At 65.9% G+C, this 15,743-nt stretch carries 21 protein-coding genes and 1 tRNA gene; 18 read left to right on the top strand and 4 right to left on the bottom strand.

Annotated elements, in window-relative coordinates; genetic code table 11:
- Positions 1 to 2 precede the first annotated feature (2 nt).
- From hisI to HV742_RS19785, 7 genes are all read left to right on the top strand, one after another.
- Positions 3 to 407: a phosphoribosyl-AMP cyclohydrolase gene (gene hisI / locus HV742_RS19815; RefSeq protein WP_025139940.1), complete on the top strand. Its 405-nt coding sequence runs from the start codon at positions 3 to 5 to the stop codon at positions 405 to 407.
- Positions 404 to 754, top strand: a complete 351-nt coding sequence (locus tag HV742_RS19810) for a phosphoribosyl-ATP diphosphatase (RefSeq protein ID WP_006392326.1) — start codon at positions 404 to 406, stop codon at positions 752 to 754. Before hisI ends, HV742_RS19810 begins: the two co-directional genes overlap by 4 nt.
- A gap of 15 nt (positions 755 to 769) precedes the next feature.
- On the top strand, positions 770 to 1,138 hold the full coding sequence (locus tag HV742_RS19805; protein WP_049070563.1) for a histidine triad nucleotide-binding protein: 369 nt from the start codon (positions 770 to 772) through the stop codon (positions 1,136 to 1,138).
- A gap of 14 nt (positions 1,139 to 1,152) precedes the next feature.
- A complete protein-coding gene (tatA, locus tag HV742_RS19800) occupies positions 1,153 to 1,380 on the top strand; it encodes a Sec-independent protein translocase subunit TatA (protein WP_049070561.1) in 228 nt (75 codons plus the stop codon).
- 71 nt (positions 1,381 to 1,451) lie between these two features.
- Positions 1,452 to 1,910, top strand: coding sequence for a Sec-independent protein translocase protein TatB (tatB, locus tag HV742_RS19795; protein WP_175146205.1), 459 nt, complete (start codon positions 1,452 to 1,454; stop codon positions 1,908 to 1,910).
- Complete coding sequence (gene tatC / locus HV742_RS19790; RefSeq protein WP_049070557.1) at positions 1,907 to 2,698, top strand: twin-arginine translocase subunit TatC; 792 nt, start codon at positions 1,907 to 1,909, stop codon at positions 2,696 to 2,698. The genes tatB and tatC overlap by 4 nt, the downstream gene beginning before the upstream one ends.
- A gap of 105 nt (positions 2,699 to 2,803) precedes the next feature.
- Positions 2,804 to 3,196, top strand: coding sequence for a helix-turn-helix domain-containing protein (locus HV742_RS19785; protein ID WP_054418384.1), 393 nt, complete (start codon positions 2,804 to 2,806; stop codon positions 3,194 to 3,196).
- Positions 3,197 to 3,257: 61 nt separating this feature from the next.
- Here HV742_RS19785 and HV742_RS19780 read toward each other — a convergent pair whose 3' ends face one another.
- The gene (locus HV742_RS19780) at positions 3,258 to 4,418 is read right to left on the bottom strand and encodes a trypsin-like peptidase domain-containing protein (protein WP_175146204.1); all 1,161 of its coding nucleotides are present in this window, start codon (positions 4,416 to 4,418) and stop codon (positions 3,258 to 3,260) included.
- A gap of 19 nt (positions 4,419 to 4,437) precedes the next feature.
- Here HV742_RS19780 and HV742_RS19775 point away from each other — a divergent pair, with 19 nt between their 5' ends.
- On the top strand, positions 4,438 to 5,214 hold the full coding sequence (locus HV742_RS19775) for a Nif3-like dinuclear metal center hexameric protein (protein WP_049070551.1): 777 nt from the start codon (positions 4,438 to 4,440) through the stop codon (positions 5,212 to 5,214).
- Between the two features lie 488 nt (positions 5,215 to 5,702).
- Here the strand turns inward: HV742_RS19775 and mscL are convergent, their stop codons facing one another.
- Complete coding sequence (gene mscL, locus HV742_RS19770; RefSeq protein WP_175146203.1) at positions 5,703 to 6,161, bottom strand: large conductance mechanosensitive channel protein MscL; 459 nt, start codon at positions 6,159 to 6,161, stop codon at positions 5,703 to 5,705.
- A gap of 140 nt (positions 6,162 to 6,301) precedes the next feature.
- Between mscL and petA the strand changes: the two genes are divergently transcribed.
- From petA to HV742_RS19730, 8 genes are all read left to right on the top strand, one after another.
- Entirely contained in the window at positions 6,302 to 6,943 is a 642-nt protein-coding gene (gene petA / locus HV742_RS19765) for a ubiquinol-cytochrome c reductase iron-sulfur subunit (protein WP_006388042.1), read from the top strand.
- A 74-nt stretch (positions 6,944 to 7,017) separates the two neighbouring features.
- On the top strand, positions 7,018 to 8,406 hold the full coding sequence (locus HV742_RS19760) for a cytochrome b (protein ID WP_049070550.1): 1,389 nt from the start codon (positions 7,018 to 7,020) through the stop codon (positions 8,404 to 8,406).
- A 25-nt stretch (positions 8,407 to 8,431) separates the two neighbouring features.
- Positions 8,432 to 9,286 (top strand): cytochrome c1, encoded by an 855-nt coding sequence (locus tag HV742_RS19755; RefSeq protein ID WP_049070548.1) that lies wholly within the window; start codon positions 8,432 to 8,434, stop codon positions 9,284 to 9,286.
- Between the two features lie 153 nt (positions 9,287 to 9,439).
- Complete coding sequence (locus tag HV742_RS19750; RefSeq protein WP_006388039.1) at positions 9,440 to 10,051, top strand: glutathione S-transferase N-terminal domain-containing protein; 612 nt, start codon at positions 9,440 to 9,442, stop codon at positions 10,049 to 10,051.
- A 12-nt stretch (positions 10,052 to 10,063) separates the two neighbouring features.
- On the top strand, positions 10,064 to 10,507 hold the full coding sequence (locus HV742_RS19745; RefSeq protein ID WP_049070547.1) for a ClpXP protease specificity-enhancing factor: 444 nt from the start codon (positions 10,064 to 10,066) through the stop codon (positions 10,505 to 10,507).
- Positions 10,508 to 10,717: 210 nt separating this feature from the next.
- Complete coding sequence (locus tag HV742_RS19740) at positions 10,718 to 11,770, top strand: tetratricopeptide repeat protein (protein WP_175146202.1); 1,053 nt, start codon at positions 10,718 to 10,720, stop codon at positions 11,768 to 11,770.
- A 176-nt stretch (positions 11,771 to 11,946) separates the two neighbouring features.
- Complete coding sequence (locus HV742_RS19735; protein WP_175146201.1) at positions 11,947 to 12,591, top strand: imm11 family protein; 645 nt, start codon at positions 11,947 to 11,949, stop codon at positions 12,589 to 12,591.
- Positions 12,592 to 12,688: 97 nt separating this feature from the next.
- A tRNA-Thr gene (locus tag HV742_RS19730) sits at positions 12,689 to 12,764 on the top strand.
- Between the two features lie 36 nt (positions 12,765 to 12,800).
- Here the strand turns inward: HV742_RS19730 and HV742_RS19725 are convergent.
- Positions 12,801 to 13,019 (bottom strand): hypothetical protein, encoded by a 219-nt coding sequence (locus HV742_RS19725; protein WP_175146200.1) that lies wholly within the window; start codon positions 13,017 to 13,019, stop codon positions 12,801 to 12,803.
- Between HV742_RS19725 and HV742_RS19720 the strand changes: the two genes are divergently transcribed.
- Positions 13,018 to 13,458: a VOC family protein gene (locus HV742_RS19720; protein WP_175146199.1), complete on the top strand. Its 441-nt coding sequence runs from the start codon at positions 13,018 to 13,020 to the stop codon at positions 13,456 to 13,458. The two genes, HV742_RS19725 and HV742_RS19720, sit on opposite strands and share 2 nt — an antisense overlap.
- Before the next feature lie 5 nt (positions 13,459 to 13,463).
- The gene (locus tag HV742_RS19715; RefSeq protein ID WP_198513029.1) at positions 13,464 to 14,096 is read left to right on the top strand and encodes a LysE family translocator; all 633 of its coding nucleotides are present in this window, start codon (positions 13,464 to 13,466) and stop codon (positions 14,094 to 14,096) included.
- Positions 14,097 to 14,226: 130 nt separating this feature from the next.
- Here HV742_RS19715 and HV742_RS19710 read toward each other — a convergent pair whose 3' ends face one another.
- Positions 14,227 to 15,615, bottom strand: coding sequence for a GntP family permease (locus HV742_RS19710; protein WP_169536717.1), 1,389 nt, complete (start codon positions 15,613 to 15,615; stop codon positions 14,227 to 14,229).
- Positions 15,616 to 15,743 lie beyond the last annotated feature (128 nt).

The raw sequence follows: 15,743 nt of genomic DNA, 5'->3' as shown, positions 1-15,743 counted from the left end.
CGATGAGCAACGAACCCAGCTGGATGGCCGACGTCGTCTTCGACGAGAACGGCCTGATCCCCGCCATCGCGCAGGACGCCGACAACGGCCAGATCATGATGGTGGCCTGGATGAACCGCGAATCGCTGGCCGAGACCGCCGCCACCGGCCGCGCGGTGTACTGGTCGCGCTCGCGCCAGCGCCTGTGGCGCAAGGGCGAGGAATCCGGCCACGTGCAGCAGGTGCACGAGCTGCGCCTGGACTGCGACGGCGACGTAGTGCTGCTCAAGGTGCACCAGGAAGGCGGCATCGCCTGCCACACGGGCCGCGCCAGCTGTTTCTACCGCCGCCTGGAAGGGCAGACCGACCAGGCCGCCTGGGTTACCGTGGACCCGGTGCTGAAAGACCCCGAACTGATCTACAAATGACCGACTCGCCCCTGACCGCCCACGACGTCCTGGCCCGCATCGCCGACACGCTGGAGACCCGCCGCCCCGAGAATGGCGGCGATCCCAAGGCCTCGTACGCGGCCAAGCTGCTGTCCAAGGGCCCCGACGCCTTCCTCAAGAAGATCGGCGAGGAAGCCACCGAGCTGGTCATGGCCGCCAAGGACGGCGTGCCCGAACGCATCGTCAGCGAAACCGCCGACCTGTGGTTTCATTGCCTGGTGGCGCTGACGCACTTCAACCTGCGCCCCGACGACGTGCTGGCCGAACTGGCCCGCCGCGAAGGGCTGTCGGGCCTGGCCGAGAAGGCCAGCCGTCCCCAGGACTGACACGGAACCGGAAAAATGAGCGCCAACTGTATTTTCTGCAAGATCGCCGCTGGCGAGATCCCGTCCAAGAAGGTCTACGAGGACGAGGACTTTGTTGCATTCCACGATATCAACCCGGCCGCGCCGGTGCATTTATTGCTGATCCCTCGACGTCATGTCACATCCATGCAGGATATTACGGCCGAGGACGCAGGTTGGTTGGGTAGAATGATGGCATTGGCGCCGCGGCTTGCCGCTGAAAACGGTTGCACCCCGGGCCCTGATGGCGGGTTTCGCATCATGATCAATTCTGGCGTCGAAGGCGGCCAGGAAGTCCCGCATCTGCATTTCCACATCATCGGCGGTCAGCGACCCTGGAAAGGGCGCATGGCCCCCACTGCGTAATACGGAGAACCATCATGGGTAGCTTTAGCATTTGGCATTGGCTGGTCGTTCTGGTCATTGTGGCGCTGATCTTCGGCACCAAGAAACTGCGCAACATCGGCTCGGACCTGGGCGGCGCCGTCAAGGGCTTCAAGGAAGGCATGAAGGACGCCAACAGCGACAAGCCGGCCGAACCCATCGCCCAGCAACGCGTGGCCGGCGACACCATCGACGTGCAGGCCAAGGAAAAGTCCAACTCCTGAGCGCCTGCGCGCCCCCGGGCCCGGCCTGCACCGGCCGGCCCTCATAGCCTCAATTCCCGAGCGGCCGTCGAATGTTTGATGTCAGCCTCACTGAACTGATGGTGATCGGCGTCGTCGCGCTGATCGTCATCGGCCCCGAACGCCTGCCCAAGGTCGCCCGCACGGTCGGCCACCTGCTGGGCCGCGCGCAGCGTTACGTCAATGACGTGAAATCCGATATCCAGCGCGAGATCGAGCTGGACGAGCTGCGCAAATTCAAGAGCGAAATGGAGACCGCGGCACAGGATGTGCACCAGTCGCTGAACGATACCCACAACGCCTTGCAGGAGCCGGTGCAGCAATTCCGCGCCGAACTCGACGAAGTCGCCCGTGAAGCCAGCGGCAAGCCCGCGCTGACGGCCGGCGCCGAAACCACCGCCCCCGCCGACCCGCACGTCGTGCCCGCCAATACGGCTGGCGCCGGCGCCCCGGCCGCCAGCGAGACCCCGCCGGCCAACAAGCCCGCCACGCCCTCCGGAACGACAACGTGACCCAGGACGCCTCCCAAGAAGACGGCCAGCAGGAAAGCTTCATCTCCCACCTGGTCGAACTGCGCACCCGCCTGCTGCGCGCCGTCGGCGCGGTGGTGGCGGTGTTCATCATCCTGTTCATCTACCCCGGCGCGTCCGCCATCTACGACGTGCTGGCCCAGCCCATGCTGGCCTCGCTGCCGCAAGGCACCCGCATGATCGCCACCGGCGTCATCACGCCCTTCATGGTGCCGGTCAAGGTCACCATGATGGCCGCCTTCATCGTCGCGTTGCCGGTGGTGCTGTACCAGGCCTGGGCCTTCGTCGCGCCCGGCCTGTACAAGCACGAGAAGCGCCTGGCGCTGCCGCTCATCATCTCCAGCACGCTGCTGTTCATCGCGGGCATGGCGTTCTGCTATTTCGTGGTGTTCCGCACGGTCTTCCACTTCATCGCCACCTTCGCGCCGCAATCGATCACGCCGGCGCCGGACATCGAGGCCTACCTGAGCTTCGTCATGACCATGTTCATGGCGTTCGGCATCACCTTCGAGGTGCCGGTGGCCGTGGTGCTGCTGGTGCGCATGGGCGTGGTGGAACTGTCCAAGCTCAAGAGCGCGCGCGGCTACGTGGTGGTCGGCGCCTTCATCATCGCCGCGGTGGTGACGCCGCCCGACGTGGTCAGCCAGTTCATGCTGGCGGTGCCGCTGTGCCTGCTGTACGAGCTGGGACTGATCTGCGCGCGCATGGTCACGCCCAAGCCCGGCGCCGACGAAGCCGTGAACGACGGCTCGCTGACCGAGCGCCACTGAACCCTCGTTGCCGATCCTGACGGGGCCCCTTGCGGGCCCCGTTGTCATTGCATAAACGGACCGTTTCCGCTTGTCCGGTGGTGACTGCAAACTTACATTGCAGCCATGTCGCTCGCCCTACGCCTGCGCACCCTGATGCGGTGGCGCGGCATCAAAAGCCAGAACCAGCTTGCCCGCATCTCCGGCGTGCCGCAGTCCTGCATCCACCGCATCCTTACCCGCGATGAACACTACGCGCCCACCCGCGCCACGCTGCAACGGCTGGCGCGGGCGCTGGATACGCAGGTCCCCTGGCTGGCCGATGGCATGGTGGCGCAGGCCGCCGCCATGCCCGAGCCGCGCGAAGAAGAACGAACCGATGCCTATTGCGCCGAAATCTGCGCGCTGCTGCGGCACCAACCCGAAACCACCCGCAAGCGCGTGCTGCAGGTCGTGCGCCTGGTGCTCGACACTCCATGCCGGCCACGTCGTCCCGGGCCGTCTCGGCAGTCCCGTTAGCCCTGCTATCCCGAAGCCCTGCTATCCCGAAGCCCTGCGGTCCCGTAGCGCGGCAGCGCCGTTAGCGCGGCAGCCCCGGCCGCGTTCCCACCATCACCGTCACCTCGGTCACCTTGCCGCCACGCAGCACGCCCAGCGTCGCGCGCTGGCCCGGCGTCAACTGCGCGATCGCGGCCAGCAGCCCGGAAGTATCCATCATCGGTTTGCCATTCACCGTCTGCACGATGTCGCCAACCCGCAGGCCGCCCTTGGCGGCGGGCCCGTCGCGCAGCACGCCGGCGATGATCACGCCGCGGACTTCGCGGTCCATCTGGAAGGCGCGCGCCAGCTCCGGCGTCAGGTCCTGCGGCTCCACCCCCAGCCAGCCGCGCTTGACGCCGCCGGTCTTGACGATCTCGTCCATTACCTTGCGCGCGATGTCGATCGGCGTGGCGAAGCCGATGCCCATCGAGCCGCCCGACTCGGAATAGATGGCCGTGTTGATGCCCACCAGGTTGCCCTGCGCGTCCACCAGCGCGCCGCCCGAATTGCCCGGATTGATCGCGGCATCGGTCTGGATGAAGTTCTCGTACGTATTCAGGCCCAGCCCGTTGCGGCCCAGCGCCGACACGATCCCCTGTGTGGTGGTCTGCCCCACGCCGAATGGATTGCCGATGGCCAGCACCACATCGCCCACCCGCAGGCCGCGGTCCGGCGCCAGCGTGGCCGCCGGCAGGTTGCGCAGCGTCGCCAGTTTCAGCACCGCCAGGTCGGTGTCCGGGTCCGCCCCCACCACCTTGGCCGAGTCCTTGCGCCCGTCCGCCAGCGCCACCTCAATGGCATCCGCGGCTTGCACCACGTGATAATTGGTCAGCACGTAGCCATCATGATTGACCACCACGCCCGAGCCCAGGCTGGTGCTGGCCTGCCGCCGGCTCACGCCCGGCACCTGGCCGAACAGCTGGCGCAGGATCGGATCGTCCGGCAGCGGCACCAGCGGCACATCCACGTGCTTGGTGGTGTAGACGTTGACCACCGACGGCGCGGCGCGCGCCACCCCATCGGCATAGGACACCGCCCCCGCCAGCGGCCTGGCGGGGGCCAGGACCGCCTGCGGCGTCGCCGCCGGCGCGGCGTCCGGCCCGACCAGCCGCAGCAGATCCGGCCGCAAGGTGGTGACGACGAATAGAATAGCCAGGCAGACCGTGACGGCCTGAGCGAAGATCAGCCAATATCGGCGCATGTTTCTGATAGGACTAGCAATGAGTAAAGTGGACTCCCACGTCCTGGCCGCCTGGCTGGACGACACCCTGCAAGCCGCCCGTTTCAAGGACTACTGCCCCAACGGGCTGCAGGTGGAAGGCCGATCCGAAGTCGGACACATTATCACCGGTGTCACCGCCAGCGAAGCGCTGTTGCGTATCGCCGTGGAACGCGGCGCCGACGCGGTGCTGGTCCACCACGGCTGGATGTGGCGCAACGAGGACCGCCGCGTCATCGGCACACGCCGTACCCGCATGGCGCTGGCGCTGAAGAACGACCTCAACCTTTTCGCCTACCACCTGCCCCTGGACGCCCATCCCACCCTGGGCAACAACGCCCAGCTGGCCCGCGTCCTCGGCCTCGAACCCGAACGCCGCGACGACGGCGCCCCGCGCACCTGTGGCCCCGACAACCTGGTCTGGCTCGGCGCCGCCCCCGACCTCGCCACGCTCGGCCAGCTCGCCGCCCGCATCCAGCAACGCCTGGGCCGTCAGCCCCTGGTCGTCGGCAACCCCGACCAGCCCGTCGCCCGCATCGCCTGGTGCACCGGCGGCGCCCAGGGCATGCTCGCCGACGCCATCGACGCCGGCGCCACCGCCTACATCACCGGCGAAGCCTCCGAATCCACCTTCCACCTGGCGCAGGAAACCGGCGTCGCCTTCCTCGGCGCCGGCCACCACGCCACCGAACGCTACGGCGTCCAGGCCCTGGGCCAGGCCGTGGCCGAGCGCTTCGGCATCAAGGTGGAATTCGTGGACCTGGACAACCCGGTGTAACGGCAACGAAAGGGTATGGCCGCAACGCTGATCCGTGCGCGTACTCGCCCACCCGCAGCCACGCAGCGTCTGAACGCCGCCGGGCCACCCGCGACACTCACCGCCAGCGCGCAGCGCACCCCCTACCACTCCCCAGAAGCACGTATGCCAAAACCGGCTGCCCGCGCAGCCGGTTTTGGCGGGCAACACAAGCCCCTCCCATGCCGCCTCGGTCCAGCAGCGCATGAAACCTCGAAACCGGTAGCCCGGCGCGGGTGGTCGCGGGCGGGGCGCGCCGTCAGATGCGCCCGGCGGAAACCGAAGGCAGCCGCCGACAGGCGGCCACGAGGTTGAGCACGGGGCAGTCCGGAGCGAACGCTCCGGACCGCAATCGCAGGCGCGCCCCGCCCGCGACCACCCGCGCCGGGCGGCCTACGAAGCCCCCCCGCAAGCAAACAACCCCACTGAACCAATAAAAAAGCGCCCCACAGGGCGCTCTTCCATTCACCTCAAGGCTGCTTCTTCAACAAATCCCGAATCTCGCGCAACAACGCCACATCCTCGGGCGTCGCGGCAGGCGCGGCGGGCGCCGGCGTTTCCTCGGCCTTGGTGCGGGCCTTGTAGATCGCCTTCACCATCCAGAAGATCACAAACGCCAGCAACACGAAGTTGATGATGATCGTGACGAAGTTCCCCCACGCGAAAACGTTGGCCCCCGCCTTGGTCAGATCGGCATACGTCATCGGCCCGTTGTAACCGGCCGGCATCGACAGCACCAGGAACTTGTTCGAAAAATCGACGGATCCGCCAAGCACGAAGTTCACCAGCGGCATGACGATATCCTTGACCAGCGAATCGACAATCTTCCCGAATGCCGCGCCGATGATCACACCAACCGCCAAATCAACCGCATTGCCTTTGACAGCGAAATCTCGGAATTCTTTGACGAAACCAGTCGCTTTGCTCATAAAAGCACTCCCTTCGTGATACGCCCACCAGTAGGCTGGCGCTATAATACGCGGTTGCTATGTTGTTACATATTCCCGCGAAGCCGATGCCGCAGAAGTGATGCTACTCGTAGAGCGGGCGCATCAACAAGGATAGGAAGATGAGTCAGGATACGCTGGTGCATGATGATGACGGTGCGGTTGATCCAAATCTGCCGCCCGATCCTTCGCGACGTTTCTGGGTAACCACCGCCTGTGCTGTGGGTGGCGTAGCAGGTGTCGCAACGGCAATACCGCTTGTGAGCACGTTTTCCCCTTCTGAAAAAGCCCGCGCGGCCGGCGCTCCCGTCGAAGTCGACATCGGCGATATCCCGGTCGGCACCATGAAAACCGTGGAATGGCGTGGCAAGCCGGTCTGGATCATCCACCGGTCTCCTGAACAGATCGCCGGCCTCAAGACCCAGGACGCGCTCCTGGCGGACCCTCAATCCAAACGCCCCGGCTTCACTCCCAAATACGCAGAAAACGAAGGTCGCTCGCGCAAGCCCGAGATCTTCGTCTGTGTTGGCATCTGTACTCATCTGGGCTGTTCGCCCACCTCGCACTTCGAAACGGGCGGCGGTGGCGGCATGGGCGCCTCCTGGCAAGGCGGATTCCTCTGTCCGTGCCACGGCTCCACGTTCGACCTGGCAGGCCGGGTCTACAAGAACAAGCCCGCTCCCGATAATCTCGAAGTCCCGCCGTACCAGTATCTCACCGACTCCCGCATCATCGTGGGCGTCGATGAAGACAACAAGGCCTGACGCTCGCGTCGCGCTTTTTTCCCGAATTACGTAAGTAAAACAAATACGCCACGTATTAGAGAAGGAGCCGTTACATGGCTGGCGAGAAAACCGTCGAGACGACAGGCCTGTTGGGCTGGCTGGATCGGCGCTTCCCGGTGACCTCCACCTGGAAAGCGCATCTGTCCGAATACTACGCACCGAAAAACTTCAACTTCTGGTATTTCTTCGGCTCACTGGCGCTGTTGGTGCTGGTGCTGCAGATCGTGACCGGCATCTTCCTGGTCATGCACTACAAGCCGGACGCCGAACGCGCGTTCCAATCCGTCGAATACATCATGCGCGAAGTCCCGTGGGGCTGGCTGGTGCGCTACATGCACTCGACCGGCGCCTCGATGTTCTTCGTCGTCGTCTACCTGCACATGCTGCGCGGCCTGCTCTACGGCTCGTACCGCAAGCCGCGCGAACTGGTCTGGATCTTCGGCGTCGCGATCTTCCTCTGTCTGATGGCCGAAGCATTCTTCGGCTACCTCCTGCCGTGGGGCCAGATGTCCTACTGGGGCGCACAGGTGATCGTGAACCTGTTCGCGGCCATCCCGTTCATCGGCCCCGAGCTGTCGATCTGGATCCGCGGCGACTACGTCGTGTCCGACGCCACGCTGAACCGCTTCTTCGCCTTCCACGTCATCGCCATTCCGCTGGTGCTGGTGGGCCTGGTGGCGGCCCACCTGGTGGCGCTGCACGAAGTCGGCTCGAACAACCCGGACGGCATCGAGATCAAGGAAGGCCCGAAGGACAAGTACGGTCGCCCGAAGGACGGCATTCCGTTCCATCCGTTCTACACGGTGCACGACCTGGTCGGCGTCGCGGGCTTCCTGCTGGTGTTCGCCTTCATCGTGTTCTTCGCGCCGGAAATGGGCGGGTACTTCCTGGAGTTCAACAACTTCATCCCGGCAGACTCGCTCAAGACGCCGCCGCACATCGCCCCGGTCTGGTACTTCACGCCGTTCTACTCGATGCTGCGCGCCACCACCGACGAGTTCACGTGGGTGCTGGCCGGCGCTTCGGTGCTGGGCGCCATCGCGCTGCTCGTCAAGAGCAACCTGAAGGGCTTCATGCGCATCGCCGTGCCCGGCATCCTGATCGTCGTGGCCGTGCTGCTGCGCGTGATCGACGCCAAGTTCTGGGGCGTGGTCGCCATGGGCGGCACCGTGGTCATCCTGTTCTTCCTGCCGTGGCTGGACCATTCCCCGGTCAAGTCGATCCGCTACCGCCCCACCTGGCACAAGTGGATCTACGGCATCTTCATGGTCAACTTCCTGGTGCTCGGCTACATCGGTACGCAGCCGCCCAGTCCGCCGTTGAACATCACGTCGCAGATCGGCACGCTGCTGTACCTGGCATTCTTCTTCCTGATGCCGGTCTGGAGCCGCCTGGGCACTTTCAAGAAAGTGCCTGACCGCGTGACGTTCCACGCCCACTGAGCCCCACGAAAATAACGGACTGACCATGATCAAGAAGCTGATTGGTGCCGTGGCGTTGATGCTGCTCACGTGTACCGCCACGTTCGCCGCCGAGGGCGGCTATCCGCTGGACAAGGCGCCTTACCGCGTCAACGACATGGCGTCGCTGCAAAACGGCGCCAAGCTGTTCGTCAACTACTGCCTGAACTGTCACAGCGCATCGTCGATGCGCTACAACAAGCTCAAGGACATTGGCCTGACCGACCAGCAAATCAAGGAAAGCCTGCTGTTCACCGGCGAGAAGGTCGGCGACATGATGAATGTCGCCATGACGCCCAAGGACGCCAAGAAGTGGTTTGGCACCACGCCCCCGGACCTGTCCGTGATCGCGCGCGCCAAATCCGTCAACGCCGGCCCCTCGGGTTCCGACTACATCTACACCTACCTGCGCACGTTCTACCGCGACACCTCGCGTGCCACGGGCTGGAACAACCTGGTGTTCCCGGCCGTCGGCATGCCGCACGCGCTGTGGGAACGGCAGGGTCCGCGCGAGCTGACCACGGTGGCGATGCACGAGGTCGAAGGCAAGGACGGCGCGCCGAAGTCGTGGGAACGGGTCACGACGGTGTACGATGCGCAAGGTTTTGCCACGGTCAAGGCCGAGCCGGTAGCCAGCTACCACGGCCATGCCACCTTCGAGGCCAAATTCAAGGCCGCCAACCCGGCCCAAACCGCAACATACGACAACGACGTCGCCGACCTGACCGCGTTCATGTCCTGGATGGCCGAGCCCGTCCAGACTTTCCGCGTCCAGCTGGGCGTCGGTGTCATGTTGTTCCTGCTCTTGTTCTTCCTGGTGATGTGGCGCCTGAACGCCTCTTACTGGAAACACGTGCGCTAACCGCAACGCCCCGCCAGGCTTATCCGCCCCCATTTTCGCCAGGGTGGATAATGGCGGGTTAGGGCTGTATGCCTACCCCCCGCCTGGCAATCGGGGCCAGCGCCTGCTAGATTAGGGCGCTGGCCTTTCGTTTTTCATAAAGGATTTTTCGCCATGATGGTGCTCTATTCCGGAACCACGTGTCCGTTTTCGCAACGCTGCCGCTTCGTGTTGTTCGAAAAGGGCATGGATTTCGAGATCCGCGACATCGACCTGTACAACAAGCCCGAAGACATCTCGGTGATGAATCCGTACGGTCAAGTGCCCATTCTGGTCGAGCGCGACCTGGTCCTGTACGAGTCGAACATCATCAACGAGTACATCGACGAGCGCTTCCCGCACCCGCAGCTCATGCCGGCCGACCCGGTCATGCGCGCGCGCACCCGCCTGTTCCTGTACAACTTCGAGAAAGAGCTGTTCGTCCACGTCTCGACGCTGGAAGACCGCAGCGCCAAGCCCGACGAGAAGAAGCTGGCCAACGCCCGCCAGAACATCCGCGACCGCCTGGCCCAGCTGGCCCCGATGCTGCTCAAGAACAAGTACATGCTGGGCGAGGAATTCTCCATGCTCGACGTGGCCGTGGCCCCGCTGCTGTGGCGCCTGGACCACTACGGCATCGAACTGCCCAAGAACGCGGCTCCGCTGCAAAAGTACGCCGAACGCATCTTCTCGCGCCCGGCCTACATCGAAGCGCTGACGCCTTCGGAAAAAGTGATGCGTCGCTAAGGTTGTCGCGTGATGGGTGAAACTTCGACCAAACCGTATCTGATCCGCGCGCTGCACGAATGGTGCACCGATAACGGCTACACGCCGTACATCACCGTGCAGGTCGACGAGCACACCATGGTGCCCGTCGCCCACGTGCGCGACGGCCAGATCACCCTGAACGTGGGCACGCTGGCCACCAACCGCCTGGTGCTGGGCAACGAATTCATCGAATTCCAGGCCCGCTTCAGCGGCGTGACCGAAAACGTCTACGTGCCGGTGGGCGCCGTCAGCGCCATCTATGCGCGCGAAACCGGCGCCGGCATGGGCTTCGAAGTGCAGCCCTACGAACCGCCGGCCCCGGGTACGCCGGGCGCGTCCGACCTGGCCACGACCGAAGCCGACGCGGACACCGCGCCGGGCGACGATGGCGGCGACGACGAACCCAAGCGCCCGCGCCTGACAATCGTCAAATGACGCGCCGCGCGGGGACCGGGCTCTCTTGAACCGACAGGCCATCCCCGCGCACCGCTCCGGCCAGTCGCGCCGGCGCCACCTGGCCGATCTTGCACGCCCCTCCCGAGGGGCGTTTCTTCGTCCCTCATCGTCCTCGCCCCGCCGGGCGGACGGCGGGGCGCGACAGGCATTTCCGTCCGTTTTCGATGTCCGCCCTGATCGAAGAGAACGATGAGACACCTCCCGACCGCATGGCTTTGCGTGGCGCTGGCGGGAGGCCTTCCTCCCGCCGTCATGGCGCAGGCCTCCCCGCGGCCGGCGCCCGCCGCCAACGCCGCGGACAGCGCCACGGCGCGGGCCGCGCTCGACGCCGTGACGCACGCGCAATGGGTGGCCATGCACAACGACATGCTGGCCCGGCTGGCCAACGCGGCGCCACTGGCCGACTATCGCGCGCTGGCGGAATCGGGCAATGCCCGGGCCCAGGCGCTGCTTGGTTTCATCTACGCCAGCGAGCACAGCCTCGTGGCCGGCCTGGCGCAAGACCTGCCGCAAGCGGCAGGGTGGTTCCGGCGGGCCGTCGCGCAGGGTGACGTTCCCGCCCATGTCGGACTGGGTCTGCTCTCGCTGCACGGCATGGGCGCGGCGCGCGACGATGCCGAGGCCGCCCGGCTGTTCCGTTACGCCGCCGATCGTGGCAGCAGCGCGGGCCAGGCCAACCTGGGCGATCTCCATATCGAAGGGCGCGGCGTCCCACAGGATCCGGCCGCGGCGGCGAGCCTGTATCGCCTTGCCGCCGAGCAGGGCCACATGAACGCCCAGACCAATCTTGCCGTGCTCTACGCGCGCGGCTGGGGCGTGCGCCAGGACAACGCCGAGGCACTGCGCCTGTACCGGTTGGCGGCAGCGCAGGGCGGTACGCAGGCCTATGTGGGACTGGGCGACCTGTATCGCACCGGGCAGGGCGTGACCCAGGACTACGCCGAGGCGGCGCGGCTATACCGGCAGGCCGCCGACGGCAACGACGATCTCGGCAAACTCTACCTGGGCCACATCTACGCCGCGGGGCTTGGCGTGCCCCGCGACTACGCCGAGGCGGCCCGCTGGTATGAACTATCCGCCCGGCAGGGCAACCCGCAGGCGCTCGGCAACCTGGCCGAGCTGTATCTACGGGGCTGGGGCGTGCCGCAGGATGCCGCCATGGGGCGCCAGCTGATGCAGGCGGCGGCCGAGCGCGGCCATGGCCCGGCCCGCGACTGGCTCGCGGCCAACCCCGCGCCATAGCCGCCTCGCGGCCGCGGATCCGGGTCGGAGCGGACCCGACGCGGTGGCTTTGAAACCTGGAACGATAGTGCGTATCATTTGCAAATATCGCCATAATCCGGTCTCATACGCCTGAACCCGGGCCCGCTGTCCGCGCGCAACGCACCGCCCGGCCCGCCAGGAGCCGCCACAGACCCATGCCGTACCTGATCGGAATGCCACCCGCCGGCGGCCCGTCGACGCAATTCGTCCCGCAGATCGACCGCCAATTGCTCGCCAAGCTGTGCCTGTTCGACGGCCTGTCCGAAGAGGATCTGGCACAGGTCCCGCGACAGATCCGCCTCACGCTGCGCGGCGCCAGCCGCGCGCCCGCGATCCTGGGTTGGGAAGACGGGCCGTTCGTGGTCAGCGCGAGGGTGCGCCACCTGATGGAAACGCTGGAGCCCGATACGCATCGCTTCCTGCCGATCGACGTCGAAACCATGCTCCCGGGCCGCAAGAGCCGGCCCTTCCGCACCTACCACCTGCTGCTGTGCCCGCCCCGCGTCGACGCCGTGATCATCGAAAAGACCGAATTCTCCAAGGGCATGGGCCGGGCCGGCTACGAAATCAGCGCCGGCTTCTCGTTCCTCAAGGGCACGCCGCTGGTGCTGGACCAGGCCGCCATCGCGAACCGCTGCTTCTGGCGGCTGCCGCGCCAATTCGGTGTCAGGCCGGCCTCTGCGCACAGCGGCATCAGCGGCTATTTCTGCTCGGACGAATTGTGGCGCGCCCTGCGCGCCGAACGCCTGCACGGCTGGGAAGCCAGGCGGCGCTGCGCCACGGCGACCCGGCAGGCATGACGATCCCGCACCCGTCCTGCATGCGCGCCAGGAGCCGGAAAGAATCTCCTTTTTTCATTACAATGCAGTCCCTGCGCGTGCCCCCCGGGCGCGCCGTGCCGGTGTAGCTCAGTTGGTAGAGCAGCTCACTTGTAATGAGAAGGTCGAGGGTTCGATTCCTTTCACCGGCACCATCAGCGTCCCCCAGGATCCTCCCTCAGCGCACAAGGTCAGGCCGAACGTCCCAGTTCGCCAATCACGCGATTGCGTCGCGTGCCGTGCCACCGGTAAATGATCGATTCGATGAAAGTGCGGCCATCCGGCCAGTCCGGCGTGGCTATACTTGTCCCGGTCCCGCGCACAGGGCCGAACGCCGCGGTAACACGATGGGCCATGGCAGCGAGGATCGCTTGCCTGTGAAGCACTTGATTGGGGAAATGCAGATCCATGTTCAGTCACATCACGGTCGGCGTCAGCGATCTGGCCCGCGCCTCGGTTTTCTACGATGCGATCCTCGCACCGCTTGGCCTGCGCCAACGGCAGGTCACACCCGACGGCGGGCCGGCATCGCTCTGCTGGGTGGTTCCCGGCGCCACGCTGCCTCGGTTCTACGCCTACGCGCCGTTTGATGGAAAGCCCTGCTCCGCGGGTAACGGCAGCATGGTGGCGTTCCTCGCGCCCGACGAGCAGGCGGTGAGGCACGCGCATGCCCTCGGGCTTGCCGCGGGAGGCGTGGACGAGGGGGCTCCGGGCCCGCGCCCCCACTATGGCAACGGCTACTATGGGGCCTACCTGCGCGACCCCGACGGCAACAAGATCCACCTCGTCTATCGAGGCGATATCGTCCAGGACGCCGAGACGTCAACTACCGGCAGGGTGATTCCCTGATGCCAATGGCGCCCGAACACCTGTACCAGCTGCTGCTGGTTTACGCGACCTATCTGATCGCCACGGCGAGTCCCGGGCCGAGCAACATGGCCATCATGGGCGTGGCAATGAGCCAGGGCCGGGCATCGGCGCTGGCCCTGGCGCTTGGCGTCACGACGGGCAGCCTGTTCTGGGCGGTCCTCGCGGCCACGGGCGTTTCGGCGATCCTGGCGAGCTATGCCGAAGCCCTGTTCATCATCAAGGTCGCCGGCGGCCTGTATCTGCTCTATCTAGCCTGCAAGGCGGCCCGCTCGGCGCTCGCCCCGCGGCGCCCTGCGCCCGAGGCTGGCGGCGCGACCGCGAACGCATGGCAACTCTATCGCCGCGGCGTGCTGTTGCACCTGACCAATCCGAAGGCCGTGCTGGCCTGGATTGCCATCATGTCGCTCGGCCTGCGCGCCGACTCGCCCTCCTATACGTTCCCCGCCATCGTCATGGGTTGCGCCGTGCTCGGCCTTTTCGTGTTCGGTGGATACGCGGTGGTGTTTTCCACGCCGCTGATGGTGCGGGCCTACCAGAGATCACGGCGCTGGATAGAGGGCATTCTGTCTGCGGCCTTCGCCTATGCCGGCATCCGGCTGTTGCTATCGAAGACCTGATTTTCCCGCGCTTGCGCGTTGTCTGATGGAGTTCCGGCGTGCAGCCGACAAAAAAACGGCCATTCGGCCGTTTTTTTGCGTTTCCTTGCGCGCAGGCAGCGGCCGCATTCCGGCGCGCCCGTGCCGCGGCTCACCCCAGCGCCGGCAGCATGTTGAACAACAGCACCATGACCAGGCCGGCCACCGACACGATGGACTGCACCACCGAGATCGTCTTGGTGGCCTCGCCCATGGTCATGCCGAACGATTCCTTCACCATCCAGAAACCGGCGTGATTGGCGTAGTTGAAGAACAGCGAACCGCAGCCGATCGACAGCGCCAGCAGCGGCAGGTTCAGCGAGGGATCGGCGCCGGCCAGCGGCGCCAGCAGGCCCGCCGCGCCGACGATGCCGACGGTGGCCGAGCCGGTGGACACCGACAGCAGCATGGCGATCAGCCAGCCCAGCACCAGCGGCGGAAATGCGAACTGGTGGGTCAGGTGGACGATGGCGTCGCCGACCTTGGCGCTGGTCAGCACCTGCTGGAAGGCGCCGCCGCCGGCGATGATCAGCATGATGCCGGCAATGGGCTTGAGGCTCTTGCCGAGCGCGTCGCGCAGTTTCTCGGCGTCGCCGCCCCGCGCCAGCACCAGCGCCACGGCCGCGAACAGCACGCCCAGCAGCATGGCCACCAGCGGATTGCCCAGGAAGGCCGCCACGTGCATCAGGGGCGAGGCCTTGGGCAACAGCATCTCGGCCACCGCGTGCAGCAGCATCAGCAACGCCGGCAGCAGGGCCGCCAGCACGCCCAGGCCGACGCCGGGCACCGAATGGCCGGCATCGGCCGCGCGGACGGCGGTGAATTGCTCAAGCAGCGCTTCGTCCGGGCGGGTCGTCATGCGCGGGGCGATGAAGGCGCCGTACAGCGGGCCGCCCAGGATCATGGCGGGCAGGGCCGCGAGAAAACCGTAGATCATGGTCGGCCCGACCGTGGTCTTCAGGCTCGCGATCGCCGTCAGCGGGCCAGGATGGGGCGGCACCATGCCGTGCATGGCGGCCAGGGCCGAGATCACCGGCACGCCCACGTACACGTAGGCCGAGCCCCTGAAGCGTTCCTGGCCTTCCAGCTTGCGGGCCACGCTGAAGATCAGCGGCAGCATCACCACCAGGCCCACTTCAAAGAACATCGGGATGCCGATGATGAACGCCACCAGCGTCATGGTCCACGGAATCAGGCGCGGCGAGGTGCGGGCCAGGATCGCATTGGCCAGCCGCTCGGTGGTGCCCGAATCCGCCAGGATCTTGCCGAGCATGGCGCCCAGCGCGATCACCACGCCCACCGCGCCCAGAGTCTTGCCCGCGCCGTCGGTCAGGTTCTTGACGATGGCGGTGGGCTCCATGCCGGTGGCGAAACCGACGCCGATGGACACGATCAGCAGCGCCAGCAGCGGATGCATGCGGATGCGCGAGACAATGAGTGCGACCAGCACCAGCACGCTTACCAGGGCGGTAAGCAACAATTGGATGTCGAACGAAGACATGTATGAAATCCGGAAAAAACGTGAGAGGTCGCGAACCTTCTGGTTGCCATGATAAGGGATCGCCCTGACGCCCAACCGTCATAACCCCTGCGGTCATCCGGGCCGTTTTGCATTCCCCGCGAAATTTG

It is taken from the genome of Achromobacter ruhlandii, from assembly GCF_902859695.1.
Lineage (GTDB): Bacteria > Pseudomonadota > Gammaproteobacteria > Burkholderiales > Burkholderiaceae_B > Achromobacter > Achromobacter ruhlandii.
This window is presented reverse-complemented; position numbering and strand designations above follow the sequence as displayed.

Excerpts from the sequence above, each read along its gene's own strand:
- mscL (WP_175146203.1), bottom strand. The coding sequence starts at position 6,161 with ATGAGCAAAGCGACTGGTTTCGTCAAAGAATTCCGAGATTTCGCTGTC.
- HV742_RS19720 (WP_175146199.1), top strand. The coding sequence starts at position 13,018 with ATGTTCAGTCACATCACGGTCGGCGTCAGCGATCTGGCCCGCGCCTCG.
- HV742_RS19750 (WP_006388039.1), top strand. The coding sequence starts at position 9,440 with ATGATGGTGCTCTATTCCGGAACCACGTGTCCGTTTTCGCAACGCTGC.
- tatB (WP_175146205.1), top strand. The coding sequence starts at position 1,452 with ATGTTTGATGTCAGCCTCACTGAACTGATGGTGATCGGCGTCGTCGCG.
- hisI (WP_025139940.1), top strand. The coding sequence starts at position 3 with ATGAGCAACGAACCCAGCTGGATGGCCGACGTCGTCTTCGACGAGAAC.
- HV742_RS19810 (WP_006392326.1), top strand. The coding sequence starts at position 404 with ATGACCGACTCGCCCCTGACCGCCCACGACGTCCTGGCCCGCATCGCC.
- HV742_RS19755 (WP_049070548.1), top strand. The coding sequence starts at position 8,432 with ATGATCAAGAAGCTGATTGGTGCCGTGGCGTTGATGCTGCTCACGTGT.
- HV742_RS19805 (WP_049070563.1), top strand. The coding sequence starts at position 770 with ATGAGCGCCAACTGTATTTTCTGCAAGATCGCCGCTGGCGAGATCCCG.
- HV742_RS19760 (WP_049070550.1), top strand. The coding sequence starts at position 7,018 with ATGGCTGGCGAGAAAACCGTCGAGACGACAGGCCTGTTGGGCTGGCTG.
- HV742_RS19735 (WP_175146201.1), top strand. The coding sequence starts at position 11,947 with ATGCCGTACCTGATCGGAATGCCACCCGCCGGCGGCCCGTCGACGCAA.
- HV742_RS19725 (WP_175146200.1), bottom strand. The coding sequence starts at position 13,019 with ATGGATCTGCATTTCCCCAATCAAGTGCTTCACAGGCAAGCGATCCTC.
- HV742_RS19775 (WP_049070551.1), top strand. The coding sequence starts at position 4,438 with ATGAGTAAAGTGGACTCCCACGTCCTGGCCGCCTGGCTGGACGACACC.
- HV742_RS19740 (WP_175146202.1), top strand. The coding sequence starts at position 10,718 with ATGAGACACCTCCCGACCGCATGGCTTTGCGTGGCGCTGGCGGGAGGC.
- tatA (WP_049070561.1), top strand. The coding sequence starts at position 1,153 with ATGGGTAGCTTTAGCATTTGGCATTGGCTGGTCGTTCTGGTCATTGTG.
- HV742_RS19780 (WP_175146204.1), bottom strand. The coding sequence starts at position 4,418 with ATGCGCCGATATTGGCTGATCTTCGCTCAGGCCGTCACGGTCTGCCTG.
- HV742_RS19785 (WP_054418384.1), top strand. The coding sequence starts at position 2,804 with ATGTCGCTCGCCCTACGCCTGCGCACCCTGATGCGGTGGCGCGGCATC.
- HV742_RS19710 (WP_169536717.1), bottom strand. The coding sequence starts at position 15,615 with ATGTCTTCGTTCGACATCCAATTGTTGCTTACCGCCCTGGTAAGCGTG.
- petA (WP_006388042.1), top strand. The coding sequence starts at position 6,302 with ATGAGTCAGGATACGCTGGTGCATGATGATGACGGTGCGGTTGATCCA.
- HV742_RS19745 (WP_049070547.1), top strand. The coding sequence starts at position 10,064 with ATGGGTGAAACTTCGACCAAACCGTATCTGATCCGCGCGCTGCACGAA.
- HV742_RS19715 (WP_198513029.1), top strand. The coding sequence starts at position 13,464 with ATGGCGCCCGAACACCTGTACCAGCTGCTGCTGGTTTACGCGACCTAT.